Origin of the sequence: Kitasatospora sp. NPDC058190 (genome assembly GCF_042883685.1) — a bacterium.
In the GTDB taxonomy this organism is placed as follows: domain Bacteria; phylum Actinomycetota; class Actinomycetes; order Streptomycetales; family Streptomycetaceae; genus Kitasatospora.
This window is the reverse complement of sequence record NZ_JBHVVI010000071.1, coordinates 1-19,209: the sequence shown is the minus strand read 5'-3', so window position 1 is coordinate 19,209 and position 19,209 is coordinate 1. Positions and strand designations below refer to the sequence as shown.

The 19,209-nt window shown below is 72.0% G+C and carries 17 protein-coding genes and 1 pseudogene; 13 read left to right on the top strand and 5 right to left on the bottom strand.

Annotated elements, in window-relative coordinates:
- Positions 1–23: 23 nt before the first annotated feature.
- The 4 genes from uraH to ACFVWU_RS28250 all read right to left on the bottom strand — a co-directional run bounded on the left by uraH (position 24) and on the right by ACFVWU_RS28250 (position 1,797).
- Positions 24–359 carry a hydroxyisourate hydrolase gene (gene uraH / locus ACFVWU_RS28265; protein WP_387626150.1) on the bottom strand — a complete coding sequence of 112 codons (336 nt, stop codon included), beginning with the start codon at positions 357–359 and terminating at the stop codon, positions 24–26.
- A gap of 108 nt (positions 360–467) precedes the next feature.
- Positions 468–971 carry a 2-oxo-4-hydroxy-4-carboxy-5-ureidoimidazoline decarboxylase gene (gene uraD, locus ACFVWU_RS28260; RefSeq protein WP_387626148.1) on the bottom strand — a complete coding sequence of 168 codons (504 nt, stop codon included), beginning with the start codon at positions 969–971 and terminating at the stop codon, positions 468–470.
- A gap of 203 nt (positions 972–1,174) precedes the next feature.
- On the bottom strand, positions 1,175–1,555 hold the full coding sequence (locus ACFVWU_RS28255; RefSeq protein ID WP_387626146.1) for a helix-turn-helix domain-containing protein: 381 nt from the start codon (positions 1,553–1,555) through the stop codon (positions 1,175–1,177).
- Positions 1,552–1,797 carry a thiamine-binding protein gene (locus tag ACFVWU_RS28250; RefSeq protein WP_380404961.1) on the bottom strand — a complete coding sequence of 82 codons (246 nt, stop codon included), beginning with the start codon at positions 1,795–1,797 and terminating at the stop codon, positions 1,552–1,554. Before ACFVWU_RS28250 ends, ACFVWU_RS28255 begins: the two co-directional genes overlap by 4 nt.
- Before the next feature lie 216 nt (positions 1,798–2,013).
- On the opposite strand from ACFVWU_RS28250, the gene ACFVWU_RS28245 reads away from it, so the two are divergent.
- The 11 genes from ACFVWU_RS28245 to ACFVWU_RS28195 all read left to right on the top strand — a co-directional run bounded on the left by ACFVWU_RS28245 (position 2,014) and on the right by ACFVWU_RS28195 (position 15,991).
- Positions 2,014–2,856 carry a TIM barrel protein gene (locus ACFVWU_RS28245; protein WP_387626194.1) on the top strand — a complete coding sequence of 281 codons (843 nt, stop codon included), beginning with the start codon at positions 2,014–2,016 and terminating at the stop codon, positions 2,854–2,856.
- A 175-nt stretch (positions 2,857–3,031) separates the two neighbouring features.
- Positions 3,032–3,925 (top strand): 2-hydroxy-3-oxopropionate reductase, encoded by an 894-nt coding sequence (locus ACFVWU_RS28240; RefSeq protein ID WP_387626144.1) that lies wholly within the window; start codon positions 3,032–3,034, stop codon positions 3,923–3,925.
- Positions 3,926–4,310: 385 nt separating this feature from the next.
- Positions 4,311–5,453: a glycerate kinase gene (locus tag ACFVWU_RS28235; RefSeq protein WP_387626142.1), complete on the top strand. Its 1,143-nt coding sequence runs from the start codon at positions 4,311–4,313 to the stop codon at positions 5,451–5,453.
- Between the two features lie 114 nt (positions 5,454–5,567).
- On the top strand, positions 5,568–6,947 hold the full coding sequence (gene allB / locus ACFVWU_RS28230) for an allantoinase AllB (RefSeq protein WP_387626140.1): 1,380 nt from the start codon (positions 5,568–5,570) through the stop codon (positions 6,945–6,947).
- Positions 6,948–7,005: 58 nt separating this feature from the next.
- Positions 7,006–8,265 (top strand): allantoicase, encoded by a 1,260-nt coding sequence (gene alc, locus ACFVWU_RS28225; RefSeq protein WP_387626138.1) that lies wholly within the window; start codon positions 7,006–7,008, stop codon positions 8,263–8,265.
- Positions 8,266–8,325: 60 nt separating this feature from the next.
- Positions 8,326–9,786 carry a catalase gene (locus tag ACFVWU_RS28220; RefSeq protein ID WP_387626136.1) on the top strand — a complete coding sequence of 487 codons (1,461 nt, stop codon included), beginning with the start codon at positions 8,326–8,328 and terminating at the stop codon, positions 9,784–9,786.
- A gap of 373 nt (positions 9,787–10,159) precedes the next feature.
- Positions 10,160–10,939 (top strand): IclR family transcriptional regulator, encoded by a 780-nt coding sequence (locus ACFVWU_RS28215; RefSeq protein WP_387626134.1) that lies wholly within the window; start codon positions 10,160–10,162, stop codon positions 10,937–10,939.
- Between the two features lie 205 nt (positions 10,940–11,144).
- Positions 11,145–12,062 (top strand): metal-dependent hydrolase, encoded by a 918-nt coding sequence (locus tag ACFVWU_RS28210; protein ID WP_387626132.1) that lies wholly within the window; start codon positions 11,145–11,147, stop codon positions 12,060–12,062.
- A 147-nt stretch (positions 12,063–12,209) separates the two neighbouring features.
- Complete coding sequence (locus ACFVWU_RS28205) at positions 12,210–13,298, top strand: PDR/VanB family oxidoreductase (protein ID WP_387626130.1); 1,089 nt, start codon at positions 12,210–12,212, stop codon at positions 13,296–13,298.
- A gap of 21 nt (positions 13,299–13,319) precedes the next feature.
- Positions 13,320–14,228 carry a M24 family metallopeptidase gene (locus ACFVWU_RS28200; protein ID WP_387626128.1) on the top strand — a complete coding sequence of 303 codons (909 nt, stop codon included), beginning with the start codon at positions 13,320–13,322 and terminating at the stop codon, positions 14,226–14,228.
- Positions 14,225–15,991, top strand: a complete 1,767-nt coding sequence (locus ACFVWU_RS28195) for an SDR family oxidoreductase (protein ID WP_387626126.1) — start codon at positions 14,225–14,227, stop codon at positions 15,989–15,991. Before ACFVWU_RS28200 ends, ACFVWU_RS28195 begins: the two co-directional genes overlap by 4 nt.
- Positions 15,992–16,064: 73 nt before the next feature.
- On the opposite strand, the gene ACFVWU_RS28190 is transcribed toward ACFVWU_RS28195, so the two are convergent.
- On the bottom strand, positions 16,065–17,228 hold the full coding sequence (locus tag ACFVWU_RS28190) for an RNA-guided endonuclease InsQ/TnpB family protein (protein WP_387626124.1): 1,164 nt from the start codon (positions 17,226–17,228) through the stop codon (positions 16,065–16,067).
- A 236-nt stretch (positions 17,229–17,464) separates the two neighbouring features.
- Between ACFVWU_RS28190 and ACFVWU_RS28185 the strand changes: the two genes are divergently transcribed.
- On the top strand, positions 17,465–18,715 hold the full coding sequence (locus ACFVWU_RS28185) for an IS701 family transposase (protein WP_387626122.1): 1,251 nt from the start codon (positions 17,465–17,467) through the stop codon (positions 18,713–18,715).
- A 207-nt stretch (positions 18,716–18,922) separates the two neighbouring features.
- A pseudogene (locus tag ACFVWU_RS28180) lies at positions 18,923–19,209 on the top strand (IS630 family transposase); the annotation flags it as partial.

The window sequence follows — 19,209 nt, the reverse complement described above, 5'->3', positions numbered from 1 at the left end:
TCCTAAGCTTCCAGGTCGGTCTACTAGCTTCCGCGGTAGACCGAGTATCCGAACGGGTTCAGCAGCAGCGGCACGTGGTAGTGGTGCTGCGCGGGCGCGACCGTGAAGACGATCGAGACCTCGGGGAAGAACGGCGGCTCCGTCGACAGCTGCGCGTAGTAGGCGCCGGTGTCGAAGAGCAGCCGGACGACCGAGCCCGCCTCCACGGCCGGCAGGTCCTTGACCCGGCCGTCGGAGTCCGTGGCGGAGGTGCCGAGCACCTTCCAGCCACCCTCGGTGTGCAGTGCGAGCTCGACCGGCACGCCCTGGGCCGGGCGGCCGAGGCTGGTGTCGAGCACGTGGGTGGAGATGCCAGTCATGGGTGAGGTGACCTTACTGATGGCAGAGGTGGTGGTGCGCCGGTTCTCTGGTGGAGATGCGGCATCCGGACGGCATTCGCCGGTCCACGAAGTATTCTTGACGATGCGTCAGGACTCGTCGAGGAGGCGGTTGAGTCGGATGTCGTTGATCTTGCGCAGCTCGCCCCGGACGATCTCCGCCTCGGTGGCGGGGTCGTTGGGGTGGCGCTCGCGCAGAGCGGCGAGCATGGTGGCCGCGGTGCGGCCGGTCGCGCAGATCAGGAACACGTGGCCGAACTTCGCCTCGTAGGCGGCGTTGGCCTCGTGCAGTTCGTCGAGGATCGCCTGATCCACGCCCTGGATGCCGGCCTGCTCGCGCTCGGAGGTGGCGTCGCCCGTCCTGGGCTGTCCGATCCGGGCGTGTCCGGCCATCGCGTCGCGCAGATCCGCGTCGGTCAGTGCGGCCATCGCCGCCGCGTTGGCGGCGAGCAGGGCCTCGCGGCTGGACCAGGGCTTGGCCGCCGCGATCGCGGCGGCCCAACCGGGGCTGGAGCATACCTCCAGCAGGAGCCCTTCCAGCTCCGCGGCATCGGCCGCGGCCAGGGCGTCAAGGGCGTGGGGGTGGTTGGTCACGAGTGGACCTCCTGAAGAGTGGTGCCACCCGGAAAAGCTAGATCGACCCCACCCGGCCGTCAACAGTTTGTTGAACGGTTGGTGGTTACGTTTTGAACCGGCCCGCGATGCCGGGCCCTTTCGTGTGCGATTCGCCGAGTGTGCCCCGCCCTGGGCTGATCCACACTTTCTCCAGCGGCGGGGTCACTCGCTTCGCGGGCCGCTCAGGAGGACTTCGTGCCGTCCTGGCGGTTGAGGTAGTTGTACACGGTGAAGCGGCTGACGCCGAGCGCCGAGGCGACCGTCTCGACCCCGTGGCGGACGGTGAAGGCGCCGCGCTCCTCCAGGAGGGCGACGACCCGCTGCTTCTCCCAGCGGTCGAGCTCCGCCAGCGGTCGGCCGTCGAACTGGCGGGTCATCTCGGCCAGCAGCCGGTCCAGCGCACTGCTCAGGTGTGGCAGCCGGACGGCCAGGGCCGGGGCGCCCTCCCACTCCAGGACGACGTCCTCGGCCTTCGCCTCGTCCAGCGGGACGGGCGTCGCGCCGACCGCGTCCAGCAGTGGCTTGACCGCCGCGGCGAGCGGGTGTTCCGCGTGCTCGGTCACGGCGTACCGCCCTCCTCGCCCAGCACGCTGACCTGCACCGAGATCCGGGTCGCCCCGGCGTCCAGGGTCTCCCGGAGCAGTCGGGTCACCGCGGCGAGGACCTGGTCGGCCTCGCCCTCGGCGCCGGTCCCGAAGGGGCCGACCGACACGTCCAGGCCGGCCTCGTCGACGACCTTGCGGGCCGTCGCGGCGTGCTCGGGGAACGTGTCCAGTTCGAACGGTTCTGTCGTGAACTCCACCATCAATCGCACGTGCTCACTGTATCGAGCGGGGGTGGTGGCGGGCAGGGGCTGGGTGATCGAACAGCCGTGGATCCGGGAGGCGGGCGCCGTCCAGCTGCTTCAACAAAATGTTGCGGCGCCCTTGACACTCGCTCGGCGAGCCGGAGATGCTTCCACCACACAGAATCCCTCTTCCGGATCGTGGAAGTTGCGGATGAAGGAAGAGAGTGAGAGGTGATGGACGTGACGGCGGCTGCCAAACACGGCTTCACGGTCAACCTGTCGATCCTGTTCAGCGAACTCCCGCTGCTGGAGCGCCCCGCCGCGGCTGCCGCGGCCGGCTTCACGGCCGCCGAGCTCTGGTGGCCGTTCGGCACGGAACACAGTCCCTCCCGGGTCGAACTGGACGCGCTGCGCAAGGCGTTCAGTGACGCGGGGGTCCGGCTCGCCGGCCTCAACTTCCTGGACGACCTGAGCCAGGGCGTCCGGGGCACCGTCTCGGTCCCGTCCGAGAAGGAGCGGTTCCGCGCCAACGTCCCGGTCGCGGCAGAGCTCGCCGCCTCGCTCGGTGCCACCGCGCTCAACGCGCTGTACGGCAACCGGGTCGAGGGCGTCGAGCCGGCCGAGCAGGACGCGCTCGCGCTGGAGAACCTGGTCATCGCCGCCAGGGCCGCGCACGAGATCGGCGCGATCCTGCTGCTCGAGGCCCTCAACAAGGCCGAGTCGCCGGACTATCCGCTGGTCTCCGCCGCCGCGGCGGTCGAGGTGGTCGACAAGGTCAACGCCGCCACCGGCCTGGGGAACGCGAAGTTCCTCTGCGACCTCTACCACCTGGCCAAGAACGGCGAGGACCTGGCGGCGGTCATCGACACCTACGCCGACCGGATCGGCCACGTGCAGATCGCCGACAACCCGGGCCGCAACGAGCCCGGCACCGGCGAGCTGGACTTCGAGGACCTGTTCGCCCGGCTCAGCGCCGCCGGCTACAGCGGCTCGATCGGCCTGGAGTACCGCCCCTCCACCGGCGTCAGCGCCGACAGCTTCGGCTGGCTGCCGCGCGAGCTGCGCGCCGCCCGCTAGCGCCGCCCGCTAGCGCGGCCCGCCCGCGCAGTCCGGCAGCCGCAGCCCTGCAGTCGCAATCCGGCAGCGCAATCCGGCAGCGCAATCTGGCGGCGCGGCCCGGCGGCGTGCCCACGTTCCGTCCGTCCGCCCGGCAAGCCACCACCCACCCCGCACACGTAAGGAACTCGACGCGATGAGCGCCTCCCGCAAGATTGCCTTCGTCGGCCTCGGCATCATGGGCAAGCCCATGGCCGTCAACCTGGTCAAGGCCGGCCACCAGGTGACCGGCTTCGACCTCTCCCAGGCCTCGATCGACGCCGTCGTCGCCGCCGGCGGCCAGGACGCCGCCAGCATCGCGGACGCGGTGAAGGACGCCGAGGTCGTCATCACCATGGTTCCGGCCGACCCGCACGTCGAGGCGGTCATCCTCGGCGAGGGCGGCGTCCTGGAGAACGTCAAGGCCGGCACCCTGGTGATCGACATGTCCTCGATCACCCCGCAGACCTCCATCAAGGTCGGCAAGGCCGCCCGGGAGAAGGGCGTGCGCACGCTGGACGCCCCGGTCTCCGGCGGCGAGGCCGGCGCGATCGAGGCAGTGCTGTCGATCATGGTCGGCGGCGAGGCCGCGGACTTCGCCGAGGCCAAGCCGCTGTTCGACGCGCTGGGCACCACGGTCATCCACGTCGGCCCCGACGGCGCCGGCCAGACCGTCAAGGCCGCCAACCAGCTGATCGTCGCGGTCAACATCCAGGTGCTCGCCGAGGCCGTGGTGTTCCTGGAGAACGCCGGTGTCGACCTCGCCGCCGCGCTGGACGTGCTCGGCGGCGGCCTGGCCGGCTCGACCGTGCTCAACCGCAAGAAGGCGAACATGCTCAACCGCGAGTTCGCCCCCGGCTTCCGGATCGACCTGCACCACAAGGACATGGGCATCGTCACCGACGCCGCCCGGGCCGTGGGCGCCGCGCTGCCGGTCGGCGCCGTGGTGGCCCAGCTGGTCGCCTCCGCCCGGGCCAACGGCGACGGCTCGCTGGACCACTCGGCGCTGCTGCGCGGTGTCGAGCGGCTCTCCGGCCGCGAGGTCAAGTAACCCTGACCAGGGCCTTCGGCCCGAACAAGCTCCTCCTGGCGGCGTGTACCTGATCCGGTCGTGCCCGCGCCGCCAGGAGGCCAGGCCCGACCGGCGTGCGGGCCGGGGCTCATCCACCCGCCCGCCGGTCGATCCAACCGGTGACGCGCGCACCCTCCCTGGGGGCACTTCGGTCGTGCCTCGCGCGTCGCCTGGCCCCCTCCCCGCCGAGGGGAGCCCCTCGTACGTCGGAAGCGGGACGAGTGGGGGTACCTCCCGGCCGAAGGCTGGGGGAGAACGGCGGGGAGGGGGTCGCACCACCCGGGAAGGTCTCGCATCCCCGAGGCCACCGGACCCATGCTTGTCGAAGCACCGCCAGACCCCGTACGGAAGTGAGGACCACGCGATGCCCCCCACCCCCCACCAGGGCCATGTGGTCGTAGCTCCGGACAAGTTCAAGGGCACCCTGGAGGGTGCCGAGGTCGCCGCCCGGATCGCCGCCGGCATCCGGCGCGCCGCGCCCGGCACCGAGGTGCGCGAACTGCCCGTCGCCGACGGCGGCGAGGGCACCCTGGCCGCCGCGCTCGCGGCCGGCTTCACCCGGGTCGCGGCCAAGGTCGCCGGCCCGACCGGCCTGCCGGTGGACGCCGCGCTGGCCGTCCGCGGCGACACCGCCGTGGTCGAGCTGGCCCAGGCCTCCGGCCTCGCCCGGCTGCCCGGCGGCCGCACCGCCCCGCTCGCGGCCGGCTCCTACGGGGTCGGCCAGCTGATCGGCCGGGCGGTCTCGATGGGCGCCAAGCGGATCGTGCTGGGCCTCGGCGGCAGCGCCTGCACCGACGGCGGTGCCGGCATGGTGCAGGCGCTCGGGGTGCGCCTGCAGGACGCCGACGGCACCGAACTGCCGCCCGGCGGGGCCGCGTTGCGCAAGCTCGACCGGATCGACGTCGGCCGCCTGGCGGAGCTGCTGACCGGCGTCGAGATCGTGGTCGCCTGCGACGTGGACAACCCGCTGCTCGGCCCGCGCGGCGCGACCGCCGTCTACGGCCCGCAGAAGGGCGCCGACGGGGACGACCTGGTGGTCCTGGAGGAGGGCCTGACCCGCTTCGCCGACCAGGTCGCCGCGGTCACCGGGCGCGACGTGCGGGAGGCCCCCGGCGCCGGGGCCGCGGGCGGGGTGGGCTTCGCCGCCCTCGCCCTGCTCGGCGCCACCATGCGACCCGGTATCGAGCTGCTGCTCGAACTGCTGGGTTTCGACGAGGCCGTGCGTGGGGCACGCCTCGTCGTCACCGGCGAGGGCTGCCTGGACGCGCAGACGCTCCATGGCAAGGCCCCCGCCGGAGTCGCCGCAGCGGCTGCCCGGGCGGGGGTTCGGGTGGCCGCTGTGGCGGGCCGGTTGGAGCTCTCCGAGCCCGAGTGGCGCGCGGCCGGCTTCACCGCCGCGATCGCCCTCACCGACCTGGCCGAGCAGCCGGGGGACAGCATGACCAGGGCCGGTGAGCTGGCCGAGGTCGCGGGGGAGCGGCTGGCCGAGGAGCTGCTGCCGGGCTGAGCCCTCGTACGTTCCTCCATTGACGTTTTGTTGAAGGCGGGCCTAGGCTCCCGGCAATCCTGCGCCTCCACCCGCGTTCCGCCACCCCCAACTCCCAGGTTTCGGAGGTCCCCCATGCCTTTCAGCCAGCCGACGGTGATCCGCTCCCGTCGGGCGGTGCTGCCCGACGGTGAGCGCCCCGCGGACGTGCTGATCCGGGACGGGAAGATCGAGCAGGTCGCCGCGTACGGCTCGCTCACGATCGGCGACAGCCAGCTCGTCGACCTCGGCGAGACGGCCCTGCTGCCCGGCCTGGTCGACACCCACGTGCACGTCAACGAGCCCGGCCGGACCGAGTGGGAGGGCTTCGCCACCGCCACCCGGGCCGCCGCGGCCGGCGGCGTCACCACGATCATCGACATGCCGCTCAACTCGATCCCGCCCACCACCACGGTGGAGGGGCTGGCCGCCAAGCGGAAGACCGCCGAGGGACAGGCCTGGGTCGACCTCGGCTTCTGGGGCGGCGCCGTCCCCGGCAACGTCCCGGACCTCGAACCCCTGCACCGGGAAGGCGTGTTCGGCTTCAAGAGCTTCCTCGCCCCCTCCGGCGTCGACGAGTTCCCGCACGTCGAGGGCGCCGACCTGGAGGCCGCGCTGGCCGAACAGGCCCGGATCGGGGCGCTGGCGATCATCCACGCCGAGGACCCCGGCGTGCTGGCCGCCGCGCCGCAGCAACCCGGCGTCCACTACCGGGACTTCCTCGCCTCCCGCCCCGCCGACGCGGAGACCGCGGCCGTCGCCCACCTGCTCGAAACCGCCCGGCGCACCGGTGCCCGGGTGCACATCCTGCACGTCTCCTCGGCGGCCGTGCTGCCGCTGCTGCGCCGGGCGCGCGAGGACGGCGTACGGGTCACCGCCGAGACCTGCCCGCACTACCTGACCCTCGCGGCCGAGCAGGTGCCGGACGGCGACACCGCCTTCAAGTGCTGCCCGCCGATCCGCGACGAGTCCAATCGGGACGCGCTCTGGGAGGCCCTGGGACGCGGTGAGTTCATCGCCGTCGTCTCCGACCACTCGCCGTCCACCCCCGACCTCAAACTGCTGCCGGAGTACGGCGGCAGCGGCGACTTCGCGGCCGCCTGGGGCGGGATCGCCTCGCTGCAGCTGGGCCTGCCGGCCGTCTGGACCGAGGCCCGGCGACGCGGCCACACCCTGGCCGACGTGGTGCGCTGGATGTCCGCCGGACCGGCCGAGCTGGTCGGCCTCACCGGCACCAAGGGCGCCATCGCGGTGGGCTGCGACGCCGACCTGGTCGCCTTCGACCCCGATGGCGAATTCGCCGTTCACGCGGGGGAGTTGCACCACCGCAACCCGGTGACCCCGTACGCGGGACGGACGTTGACCGGTGTCGTCCGCACCACCTGGCTGCGCGGCCGCGCGGTGGACACCGGCGCCGAGCCCTTCGGTCGTCAGCTCACCCGGCCGGCCGACTCCCTTTCCGACAGCGCTTCTTGAACCGACACCGCCTGAACCGACACCGCCTGAACCGACACCGCCTTTCCGAGGAGAGTCAGTGACCACTGCCGACACCCCGAGCGCTCCCTTCACCGAGCTGGTCAACCTGGCCTCCCGGCTGCTCGGCGCGGGCGTCGTCGCCACCAACGAGGACACCTTCGCGGACGCGGAGAACCTGCTGGTCGCCAAGCCCGCCGAGTTCCGCCCGCACACCTTCGGTCACAAGGGCCAGATCATGGACGGCTGGGAGTCCAAGCGCCGCCGCGGCGTCTCCGCCGACCAGCCGCACCCCACCGACCAGGACCACGACTGGGCGATCGTCCGGCTCGGCGTCGGTGGCGTGATCCGCGGCCTGATCGTCGACACCGCCCACTTCACCGGCAACTACCCGGAGAGCGCCTCGGTCGAGGCCGCCTCCGTACCCGGGCACCCCTCGCCCGAGGAGCTGCAGGACGCCGAGTGGACCGTCATCGTGCCGCGCACCCCGCTCCAGGGTGACACCGCCCACGAGTTCGCCGTCCAGGACGACACCCGCTACACCCACGTGCGGCTGAACATCTTCCCGGACGGCGGCGTCGCCCGGCTCCGGGTGCACGGCGAGGTGCTGCCCGACCCGCGCGAACTGGACGGCCTCACCTTCGACCTGGCCGCCCAGGAGTACGGCGGCGTCGCCGAGGCGGCCTCCGACCGCTACTTCTCCTCCCCGCACAACCTGAACGCTCCCGGTCGCGCCTCCGTCATGGGCGAGGGCTGGGAGACCCGGCGTCGGCGCGACAAGGCCAACGACTGGGTGCAGATCGCCCTGGCCGGGGGCGGTGAGGTCCTGGCCGCCGAGGTGGACACCACCCACTTCGTCGCCAATGCCCCCGGCTGGGCCGACCTGATCGGCTTCGACGCCTCGACCGGACAGGACCCGGCCGACGGCGAGTGGTTCGAGATCCTGCCCCGCACCCGCCTGCAGCCCGACACCCGGCACCGCTTCCGGCTCGACGTGGGCCGCCCGGTGACCCACGTGCGGATCAACGTCTACCCGGACGGCGGGCTCGCCCGTCTCCGGCTCACCGGCCGCCTCACGGAGGCCGGCCGCGCGGCCCTCGCGCTGCGCTGGTTCAACGCCGTCCCGGCCGCCGAGGCCGCCACCGCGCTCACCGCCGCCGGCCTGACCGGCGAGGAGGCCGCCGCGCTGGCCGCCGCCCGCCCGCTGGCGGACCCGGCCGCGGCCACCGCCGCGGTGGCCGGCCTCCAGCCGGCCGACGGCCCCGACGGCGAGCACTCGGCCCGCCGCCGGTCGGCGCTCTGGCGCCTGCTCGGCGTCTGATCCCCGCGCGGCCCGTTCACCTCTCCACGCACCGCCTTATCGACACCTGAAGGACCCTCCATGTCCAAGATCCTGACCACGGAGTCCGGCGCCCCGGTCGCCGACAACCAGAACTCGGCCTCGGCCGGCGAGTACGGCCCGCTGCTGATCCAGGACCAGCACCTGCTGGAGAAGCTGGCCCGGTTCAACCGCGAGCGCATCCCGGAGCGCGTCGTGCACGCCCGCGGCTCCGGCGCGTACGGCTACTTCGAGGTCACCGACGAGGTGTCGCAGTACACCCGGGCGGCGTTCCTGTCCGAGGTCGGCAAGCGCACGGAGGTCTTCCTGCGCTTCTCGACCGTGGCCGGCAACCTGGGCGCCAGCGACGCGGTGCGCGACCCGCGCGGCTTCGCGCTGAAGTTCTACACCGAGGACGGCAACTACGACCTCGTCGGCAACAACACCCCGGTGTTCTTCATCAAGGACCCGATCAAGTTCCCCGACTTCATCCACTCGCAGAAGCGCGACCCGTACACCGGCGTGCAGGAGGCGGACAACGTCTGGGACTTCTGGGCCCACTCGCCGGCCTCGACCCACCAGATCACCTGGCTGTTCGGCGACCGCGGCATCCCGGCGTCCTACCGCCACATGAACGGCTACGGCTCGCACACCTACCAGTGGGTCAACGCCGAGGGCGAGGCCTACTGGGTGAAGTACCACTTCAAGACCAACCAGGGCATCCGCAGCCTGGACGGCGACCAGGCCGCCGAGGTGGTCGGCGCCGACGCCGACTCGCACCAGCGCGACCTGCACCAGGCCATCGAGCGCGGGGTGTTCCCGTCCTGGACCCTCTACGTCCAGCTGATGCCGGTCGCCGAGGCCGCGGACTTCCGCTTCAACCCCTTCGACCTCACCAAGGTGTGGCCGCACGCCGACTACCCGCTGGTCAAGGTCGGTCGCCTGGTTCTCAACAAGAACCCGGAGAACGTCTTCGCCGAGGTCGAGCAGTCCGCGTTCTCGCCGAACAACTTCGTGCCCGGCATCGGCCCCTCCCCGGACAAGATGCTCCAGGGCCGCCTGTTCGCCTACGCCGACGCCCAGCGCTACCGCCTCGGTGTCAACCACACCCTGCTGCCGGTGAACGCCCCGCGCGCCACCGAGGCCAACAACTACGGGCGGGACGGCTTCATGGCCGTCAACAGCGCCGGCCGCGGCAAGAACTACGAGCCCAACTCGTACGACGGCCCGGCCCAGAGCGACAGCGCGCTCGCCGCGCCGGTCACGGTGGACGGCTACACCGGCACCTACACCACGCCGGCCCACACCAAGGACGACGACTTCTTCCAGGCCGGCGAGCTGTACCGGCTGATGTCGGAGGGCGAGAAGACCCGCCTGATCGCCAACATCGCGGGCTTCCTGGCGCAGGTGACGCGGGACGACGTGGTGGAGAAGAACCTGGCCCACTTCCACGCCGCCGACGAGGAGTACGGGGCCCGGCTCGAGGCCGCCGTCGCCAAGCTGCGCGCCGGTGACGAGGGCTGAGCCCGACTCGGGGCCGGGGACTGACCGACCGACCGGCCCCTCCGCACCCTCACCGGCCGCCGGGGCTCGCACCCCGGCGGCCGTACGACGGGCCTCTCCCCCCCCTGGGCAGTGGGGGAGGGGCCCGTCGGGCGTTGTGCGGCTGTCGTCGTCTCGCGGGGTCCCGGGTGCGGGTGGGAGCCCGCTGGTGCGGGTGGGGCCGCTCGTACCGGCGGGGCCCCTCGTACCGGCGGGGCCCCTTGTACCAGCCGACCGGCAGCTGCTCCACGGAATGTTCACGGATATTCACGGACGCCAGTTGCCGAGGCCACCTGATGGCTAGGCTGGAGGCTGCCCGCGGTCGCTCCGTGGGGGGACATCGGAAGGGGACGACATGTCGACACCAGCCCCGGGTCGTCACGCCGCGCTGGACCCGGGCCTGCCGGGCCCGTTCACCTCCCTGCAGCACGCCCTCAGACTGCTGGAGGCCGTCGACCGCCACCCCGACGGCGCCACCCTGGTCGCCCTCGCGCGGGAGACCTCGCTCGGCCTGCCGACCGTCCGGCGGCTCGCGGAGCTCCTGGAGATCGAGGGCTACCTCCAGTGCCAGGACGGCGGTTGGGTGCTCGGCGGTACCTTCGCCCTGCTCGGCCAGCACAACCGGGAGCAGCTCGTCAAGGCCCGACTGAACCGCAAACTCGCCGAACTCCGGGACGAGTTGGGTGCTGCGGTGTACTTCAGCCGGTACCACGACGGGGAGTTGTCGGTCGAGGCGGTCTCGGCGGCCGACTACGCGCCGGCCGTGCAGGAGTGGGTGGACTTCCGTGCCACCGCGCACGCCAGCGCGATCGGCAAGTGCCTGCTCAGCCAGCTGGACGCGGACGGGCGGCGCGACCACCTCTCCCGGCACCCGGTTGCCCGGCTCACCTCCCGTACGGTCACCGACGCCGACCAGTTGATGCACCGGCTGGAGCGGCAGCCCGCGACGGTGCCGGTGCTGGACATCCAGGAGTACGCGCTCGGCACGGTGTGCGCGGCGGTGCCGATCACGGCGGGCAGCACGGTCGGCTGTCTGGCCACCTCGATGCCGGTGGGCAACATCCACAAGCTGAAGGCCGCTGCCGAACTGCTGGCGGCCCAGGCTGCGCCGCTGATGCTGGCGATGGCGGTCTGACGCTGCCACTGACGGGCCCCGCTGGACGTGTTGCGTCCGGCGGGGCCCGGGTGTTTTCCGGGGGAGTGTTTCCGGGGTCCTCCTCCGGGCACGTCACTTATTAGACTCGATGTCGATAAGAGTTGTCCAAACCCTTGTCGCGGTCGCTACCGGCGAGTACGTTTCCCGGAGTCGAGCCGCCGCCCCCAGGTCAGGAGGGCCTGTCATGCCCCGAACCACCACCGTCCCCGCCCTCGCCGCCCCCGCCGCGCGCGTGCACGAGAGCCTCGTCCTGGAGCCCCGGGACGTTCGCTTCGACTGGGCCCGGCTGCCGCTGCACTGGGTCCCGGACGAGCCGATGGCCACCCACATCCTCAACGTGCTGCACCTGCTGCTGCCCGAGGGGGAGCGCTGGTTCGTCAAGGTGTTCAAGGAGGCGCTGCCGCTCATCCGGGACGAGCAGCTGCGCGAGGAGGTGCTCGGCTTCATCGGGCAGGAGGCCATCCACGCCGAGGCCCACCAGGAGGTGCTGGACCACCTGCTCGGCCAGGGGCTCGACCCGCGCCCCTACGTGCGCCAGGTCGCCTGGGTCTTCCAGCGGGTGCTCGGGGATCGGCCCGGACCGACCCCGGCGAAGCGGCGCGAGGCCCTCATCGAGCGGGTCGCCGCCATCGCGGCGATCGAGCACTACACCGCCTTCCTCGGGAACTGGATCCTCAACTCCCCGGGGCTGGACCGCGCCAAGGCCGACCCGGCGATGCTCGACCTGCTGCGCTGGCACGGCGCCGAGGAGGTCGAGCACCGCAGCGTCGCCTTCGACCTGCTGGTCCACCTGGACCCCGGGTACGTGCGCCGGGTGCGCACCATGGCGATGGCCGGCCCGCTGCTGGTCCACCTCTGGGTACGCGGGGTGCGCTTCCTGCTGGCCGCCGACCCCACCCTGGACGGGCGGCTGCGCCCGAGCTGGCGCGAGGCGTACCGCATCACCCGGCGCGGGCTGCTGCCCGACCCGGTCAAGTCGATCCGCTCCGGACTGCGCTACCTGCGCCCCGGCTACCACCCCACCCAGGAGGGCTCCTCCAGCCAGGCGCTCGGCTACCTGGCCAGCTCTCCGGCCGCCCGCGCGGCGGCGGTGCGCGGCTGACGGGTTTCAGGTGACGGATTTCGGATGACAGATGACAGCTGACAGAGAACGTCATCTGTTATCTGTCAGCTGTTATCTGTCGTCTGACATCTGAAAGCCGTCGCCCGTCGCCCGCCACCCCCTCAGACTGACGCCAAGGAACGCCGGATGGACCTGCTCACCCCGCCCCCCGACCTCTACGGACGCCCCCGCGCGGACCGCTTCCTGCGCGGCCTGACCGCGATTCAGGACCGTTACGTACAGGCCCTCGGCGGCCCCCTGCTGCGGCGCAGCCCCCGCCGCCCGCTCAGCCGACCCACCCCGCCGCTCCGGCTGGTGGTCGCCGCCCGCCGCGAACTCGCCGCCGACGTCATCGAGTTGAGCCTCACTGGCCCCTCCGGTGGCCAGCTGCCGCCCTGGCAGCCCGGCGCCCACCTGCGTCTCGTCCTGCCCTCCGGCCGCGAGCGCCACTACTCGCTCAGCGGCGACCCGGCCGACCGCCGCAGCTACCGGATCGCCGTCCGGAAGCTGCCCGAGGGCGGCGGCGGGTCCGTCGAGATCCACGACACCCTGCACCCCGGCGCCCGCCTCACCGCCCGCAGCCCGCGCAACGGCTTCGCCTTCTGCGCCGAGCCCACCGTCCTGCTGCTCGCCGGCGGCATCGGTGTCACCCCGCTGCTGCCGATGGCCCGCGAGGCCCAGCGCCACGGCCTGGACTGGCGGCTCGTCCACGTCGGCCGCAGCGCCGACACCCTCCCGTACGCGGACGAGCTGCGCGCCCTCGACCCGCACCGCGTGGTGCTGCGCACCGACGACGAGCACGGTGGCGTCCCCACCGGCGCCGAACTGCTCGCCCACGCTCCGCGCGGCGCCGCCGTCTACTGCTGCGGCCCGGCCCCGATGCTCGCCGCCGTCCAGCGGGCCCTGGACGAGTCCCCGGCCTGCGCCCTGCACTTCGAGCGATTCGGTGCCGCCCCGATCACCGACGGCAAGCCCTTCGCCGTCCGGCTCGGCACCGACGGCCCGATCCTGGAAGTCCCCGCCGACCGCTCCGCCCTGGACGTGCTGCGCGAGGCCCGCCCGGACCTCCCGTACTCCTGCCACCAGGGCTTCTGCGGCACCTGCGAGGTCCGCCTGCGGTCCGGCACGCCCGACCACCGGGACCGCCGCCTCACCGCCGAGCAGCGCGCCGCCGGCGCCCTGCTGCCCTGCGTCTCCCGGGCCGCCGAGGGCGAGACCCTCGTGCTCGACGTCTAGAAGGAGCCCCCGATGCCCCCCATGGCGAATGCGATCCCCACGTTCCGCTACACCGAGCGCGACCTCGACCGCTTCCGCGAGACCCAGCAACTCGCCTACCACTGCGCCGAACAGGTCGCCGCCTGGATCGAACCGGGTGTCACCGAGCGGCAGGCCACCGCCGAGCTGCGCCGCCGCCTGGTCGCCGCCGGGGTGCAGGACTTCTTCCACGTCCCCTTCGCCTGGTTCGGCGACCGTACGGCCTTCCGGCACTTCCACACCCCGCTGCAGTTCTTCGCCGGCAACCGCCGCCTCGAGGAGGGCATGCCGTACGTGCTGGACTGCGCGCCCGTCGTGGACGGCTACACCGCCGACATCGGCTACGGCGGCAAGGTCGGCGAGAACAAGGTGTGGGACCGTCTGGCCGCCGACCTCAAGGTCTACCGCGAGCTGATCCTCGCGGAGGTGCGCGCCCGCAAGCCGCTCAACGAGGTGTACGCGGCCGTGGACGCGCAGATCGCCGCGCACGGCTACGACAACCGCCACCAGGTCTACCCGGGGCGGGTGATCGGCCACCAGGTCACCCGCACCACCGTGCGCGGCCCGGCGGGGGTGAACGTCTTCGGCTTCGGCGTGCGCACCCTGCAGACCCTCGGCCGCGAGCTCATCTCCGAGCGCCTGCACGGCCGTTCACCGCTGTGGGCGGACGGCCGCTCGTCCCGGCACGCGCCCACGCCGGGCCTGTGGGCGGTCGAGCCGCACATCGGCTTCCGCGGCGTGGGCATCAAGTTCGAGGAACTGCTGGTGGTCACCGAGGAGGACGCCTACTGGCTCGACGACGACCTCCCGCACGTCCGCCGCTGGACCGCCGCCGACGAGCCGACCACCGCCCAGGCCGCCGCCCAGCCGACCGCCACCGACGAGCCGACCGCCCTGGAGGCCACCCGATGACGACCCCGACGACTCCAACGACTCCGACGCCCCCGATCCGCCGCCGGACCGTCCACTCCGGCGGCCTCCCGCTCGCCGTCTTCGAGCAGGGCGACCCGGACGCCCCCACCGTCCTCCTGGTGCACGGCTATCCGGACACCCACGCCGTCTGGGACGACATCGCCGCCGACCTCGCCCGCGACCACCACGTGGTCCGCTACGACGTGCGCGGCGCCGGCGAGTCCGGCGTCCCCGCGGACCGGGACGGCTACCGCCTGGAGCAGCTCGCCGACGACCTGTTCGCCGTCGCCGACGCGGTCAGCCCGGACCGCCCGGTGCACCTGCTCGCCCACGACTGGGGCTCGATCCAGTCCTGGGAGGCCGTGACCGCCCCCGGCGCCGAGCACCGGATCGCCTCGTACACCACCATGTCCGGCCCGTCCCTGGACCACATGGGCTACTGGCTGCGCCACCGGCTGCGCCGCCCCACCCCGCGCCACCTCAAGCAGCTGCTCCACCAGGGCCTGCACTCCTGGTACATCACCGCCTTCCACCTGCCCTTCCTCGCCCCCGCGGTCTGGCGCCTCGGCCTGGCCCGGGCCTGGCCGCGGGTGCTGCGCGACCTGGAGCACGTCACCCCGCGCGCCGACCACCCCCAGCGCACGCTGCGCCGCGACGCCGTTCGCGGCATCGAGCTGTACCGCGCCAACTTCCGCCCCACGATGGGCAGTCCGCGTGAGCGGCCGACCGAGGTCCCGGTCCAGTTGATCACCCTCACCCGGGACCGCTACGTCGGCACCTACCTCTCCGAGGGCCTGGAACGCTGGGCGCCCGAGCTGACCCGACGCACGCTGCACGCCGGCCACTGGTCGGCGCTGCTGGAGAAGGGAGCCACCGTGGCCGGCATGGTCCGCGAGTTCACCGCCCGGATCGAGACCGGGAGCACGGGCGACGCCCGAACCGCCGAGGGTGATGGCCGGTTGGTGGTCGTCACCGGTGGCGGCAGCGGCATCGGCCGGGCCACCGCGCTGGCCTTCGCCGAGGACGGCGCCCGGGTGGTGGTCTGCGACCTCGACCTCGCGGCCGCCGAGCGCACCGCCGAACTCGCCTCGCTGATCGGCCCGACGGCGCACGCCTACCGGGTGGACGTCTCCGACGGCGCCGCGATGGACGCCTTCGCGCAGACCGTCGCCGCCGAGCACGGGGTGCCCGACGTGATGGTCAACAACGCGGGCATCGGCCACTCCGGGACCTTCCTGCAGACCACCGAGAAGGAGTGGCAGCGCGTCCTGGACGTCAACCTCTGGGGCGTGATCCACGGCTGCCGCGCCTTCGGCACCCTGATGGCCGACCGCGGCCAGGGCGGCCACATCGTCAATGTCTCCTCGGCCGCCGCCTACCTGCCCGCCAAGGCGCTCACCGCGTACGCCACCAGCAAGGCCGCGGTGTTCATGCTCTCGGACTGCCTGCGCGCCGAGTTCGTCGGCCACGGCATCGGCGTCTCCACCATCTGCCCCGGCATCGTCAACACCAACATCACCCGGACCTCCACCTTCTCCGCGACCACCGCCGCCGAGCAGTCCGCCAAGCAGGCCCGTGCCGCCAGGCTCTACGCCCGCCGCGGCTTCCCGCCGGAGAAGGTGGCCGCCGCCATCGTCGGCGCCGTGCGCACCGGCAAGTCCGTCGTCCCGGTCACCCCCGAGGCCAAGGCCGCCCGTCTGCTCTCCCGTCTCAGCCCCGGCCTGCTGCGCCTGGCCGCCCGTCTGAACGTGACGTCAACTTGACCCAGCCCTGGAGGGACCGGGCTTGTGGGTAGGGCGCAACTGGCTGCCGCGTGGCCCCCCACGTCTGAGCCACCTAGGTTTCGATGGCTGGGACGCGTGACTCACGCCCCGTTGTCCACACGGTCTCGCCCTTGCGGGCGATGTTGTGGGCCGCGTTGACATCCGCGTGCAGGACGGTCCCGCAGGACCGGCAGGCGAACGTCGCCTGATCGACGCGGTTCTTCCGCTCAATATGACCGCACTGGGAACATTGTTGGCTGGTGTACGCCGGATCGACGTACACCAGCGGCACCCCGGCTCGCTTCGCCTTGTATGCGATGTACTGGCCGAGCTGGTGGAAGCTCCACGAGTGCAGTTGGGTCCGCTGGTCCTTGCGGAGCCGTACCCGGTCGCGGATGCCCGTGAGGTCTTCCAGGGCGATACCGGAGCCGGTGCGTTCAGCGGTGGTGACGATGGTCTTGGAGATGATGTGGTTGACGTTGGCGGCGTGCCGGGCTTCCTTGCGGGCACGCTGCTTGAGTAGCCGCTTGGCGGACTTGGTGCCCTTGGCCTGCAGCTTCCTGCGCAGGTCGAGCTGGCGTTTGCGGTGCCGGTTCAGACCGCGTCCGGCCGCCTTGTACCCGGTGCTGGTGGTGGCGATGTTGGCGATGCCGAGATCCACGCCGACGAACCCGGCAGGGTTCTCGTTCAGTGGCGTCTCAGGCACCTCGCAGGTGGCGATCAGATAGAACTCGCCGTCGCGTCCGATCAGATCGGACTCGCCCTTGCGGTGCCCGCAGAGCATCGTGAGCGCGTCGGGCGAGCAGGCGAATTGCACGCCCTTGAGCCGTCCGGCCGTTGTCCAGATGCTCACGGTCCGCTGGTCCAGCTGCCAGCTCAAACACCTGTCGTCATACGGTTGTGCGGCCTCGGGGCGGAACGTGATCGGCTTCGACTCCGCCTTGACCCGCCGTTTGGAGCCGGGCTTGCCGAGGTTCCCGGCGCGGATGTTCGCCCGTAGGGTGGTGTAGGCGTCTCGGGTCTTCTTGATGACGTGCTGGGCGGCCTGCGCCCCCAGTCCGCGCGCCTTCAACTCGGCGTAGGTGTGCTTGCGCAGCTCGTACTCGCGCGGCACCCCGCGCTCGAACGCCACCGCCGACACCCAGCACGCGGCCTCGTTGACCGTACGCAGGGTGGAGCGCAGCGCGGCGGCCTGGTCGGCCTCCGGTACCAGCTTCACCCGCACCACGACCTTCATGTCCGAGAACATAACCTGACCCACTGACACAGGCGCTTCCGGCAGACGTGCAGAGATGCGGCGGCGCTCCGCGCCACCGGAACTCGGGAGGCGACTCCCCCCCCGTAAGCGGGAGGTACCCCCACCCGGGCATAAGCCTCCCGGGGTTCCTTGCTAGTAGGGCTTGGTCAGGTCCGTTTTGGTGTGGCGTGTCCGTTGGCGGGTCGTGTCGTTGAGGGTGTGTGACGACTGGGGAGATGGCTGGGGTCCGGGAGGACCTTGAGGAGTTCACGGCGGAGCTGTTCGAGGCGTTCACCCGCAACGATCAGCGCCGCTGGGGGCGGGTCTATGTGCGTGGGCTCTTGCTGGACGGCGGGCGCAAGTCGGTGGAGCCGATGGCCGCGCGGCTTGGCGAGGACGGCAACCGGCAGGCGCTCGCGCACTTCGTGACCAGCAGTCCGTGGGACCCGGTGCATGTGCGGGCCCGGCTGGCGTGGAAGATGCAGACGGAGTTGAAGCCGACGGCCCTGATCATCGACGACACAGGGTTCCTCAAGGACGGTGACGCCTCCGCGTGTGTGTCACGGCAGTACACCGGTACCGCGGGCAAGGTCACCAACTGCCAAGTGGGCGTCTCGCTGCACCTGGCTTCCGATCGCGCCTCCGCCGCCGTCGACTGGAGGCTGTTCCTTCCCAAGTCCTGGGACCCGGCCTCCGACAAGGCCGACCCTGCGAAGGTGTCCCGCCGCGAACGCTGCCAGATCCCCGCAGACCTGGGGCACGTGGAGAAGTGGCAGCTCGCCCTGGACATGGTCGACGAGACCCGATCGTGGGGCGTCCACATCCCGCTGGCCATCGCGGACGCGGGCTACGGTGACGCGGCCGCCTTCCGCCTGGGCCTGAACGAGCGCGGAATGAACTACGTCGTGGGCATCTCCACCACCCTCAGCGCCCAGCCGGGCTCCGCCCGGCCCGTCACCCCGCCCTACAGCGGGACCGGACGGCCGCCGGTGGCCCGATACCCGGATCCGGCGAAGAGCGTGAAGGCCCTGGTGACGGAAGCCGGGCGCAAGGCGGTCAAGCCGGTGTCCTGGCGCGAGGGATCCCGTCCGGGCAAGGGCCGCACCGGGTTCAAACGGATGTACTCGCGCTTCGTCGCCCTGCGGATCCGCCCCGCCGGCCGCGAGATCCGTGACGCGACCGACGGCGTGGAACTGCCCGAGTGCTGGCTGCTGGCCGAGTGGCCCGCGAAGTCGCCCGAGCCGGTGCAGTTCTGGCTCTCCGACCTGCCCGCCGACACCCCGCTGACCACCCTGGTCCGCCTGGCCAAGCTCCGCTGGCGCATCGAACACGACTACCGGGAGATGAAGCAGGCGCTGGGACTTGCGCACTTCGAAGGCCGCACCTTCACCGGCTGGCACCATCACGTCACCCTCGTCGCCCTGGCGCATGCCTTCTGCACCCTGCGGAGGCTGGCCCGGGCCCCAAAAGAAATGGCACCGGCCTGAGCCTCTACCAGGTCGTCCGCGAGCTGCAGACCCTCCTCGCCACCTGGGCCGGCACCTGCCCCACCTGCCACCGCGACATACCCACTCAAATACAGACCTGACCAAGCCCTACTAGTGCTCTGACCGCATACGTTCGCCGGGTTGGTGGTGGCGACGCATGAACCGGTTGGATGTGGACCGACATCCGATTCGGTGTGGGGAGGCGTGGTGGCGGAGCCGGTCAGAGTCCGGAGGCTGACAGATCAGGAGGGCCAGCAGTTACAGAGGATCGTGCGCCGGGGCAGCACGAGCACGGTGCGCTACCGGCGGGCGATGATGCTGCTGGCCTCGGCCGGCGGCAACCGGGTCCCGGTCATCGCCCGGCTGGTCCAGGCCGACGAGGACACCGTGCGGGACGTGGGAGGTTTCCCCCGGAACGTGGACACCCTGGACACTTGGATCGTGATGATCCGGAGAACAGGAGTTCCCGTTGGGGACGTACAAGTACTCGGCTG

Bases quoted from the DNA above. Each gene is read 5' to 3' on its own strand.
- uraH (WP_387626150.1), bottom strand. From the start codon at position 359: ATGACTGGCATCTCCACCCACGTGCTCGACACCAGCCTCGGCCGCCCG.
- ACFVWU_RS28250 (WP_380404961.1), bottom strand. From the start codon at position 1,797: ATGGTGGAGTTCACGACAGAACCGTTCGAACTGGACACGTTCCCCGAG.
- ACFVWU_RS28245 (WP_387626194.1), top strand. From the start codon at position 2,014: ATGGACGTGACGGCGGCTGCCAAACACGGCTTCACGGTCAACCTGTCG.
- ACFVWU_RS28240 (WP_387626144.1), top strand. From the start codon at position 3,032: ATGAGCGCCTCCCGCAAGATTGCCTTCGTCGGCCTCGGCATCATGGGC.
- ACFVWU_RS28235 (WP_387626142.1), top strand. From the start codon at position 4,311: ATGCCCCCCACCCCCCACCAGGGCCATGTGGTCGTAGCTCCGGACAAG.
- allB (WP_387626140.1), top strand. From the start codon at position 5,568: ATGCCTTTCAGCCAGCCGACGGTGATCCGCTCCCGTCGGGCGGTGCTG.
- ACFVWU_RS28220 (WP_387626136.1), top strand. From the start codon at position 8,326: ATGTCCAAGATCCTGACCACGGAGTCCGGCGCCCCGGTCGCCGACAAC.
- ACFVWU_RS28215 (WP_387626134.1), top strand. From the start codon at position 10,160: ATGTCGACACCAGCCCCGGGTCGTCACGCCGCGCTGGACCCGGGCCTG.
- ACFVWU_RS28210 (WP_387626132.1), top strand. From the start codon at position 11,145: ATGCCCCGAACCACCACCGTCCCCGCCCTCGCCGCCCCCGCCGCGCGC.
- ACFVWU_RS28205 (WP_387626130.1), top strand. From the start codon at position 12,210: ATGGACCTGCTCACCCCGCCCCCCGACCTCTACGGACGCCCCCGCGCG.
- ACFVWU_RS28200 (WP_387626128.1), top strand. From the start codon at position 13,320: ATGGCGAATGCGATCCCCACGTTCCGCTACACCGAGCGCGACCTCGAC.
- ACFVWU_RS28195 (WP_387626126.1), top strand. From the start codon at position 14,225: ATGACGACCCCGACGACTCCAACGACTCCGACGCCCCCGATCCGCCGC.
- ACFVWU_RS28190 (WP_387626124.1), bottom strand. From the start codon at position 17,228: ATGAAGGTCGTGGTGCGGGTGAAGCTGGTACCGGAGGCCGACCAGGCC.
- ACFVWU_RS28185 (WP_387626122.1), top strand. From the start codon at position 17,465: ATGGCTGGGGTCCGGGAGGACCTTGAGGAGTTCACGGCGGAGCTGTTC.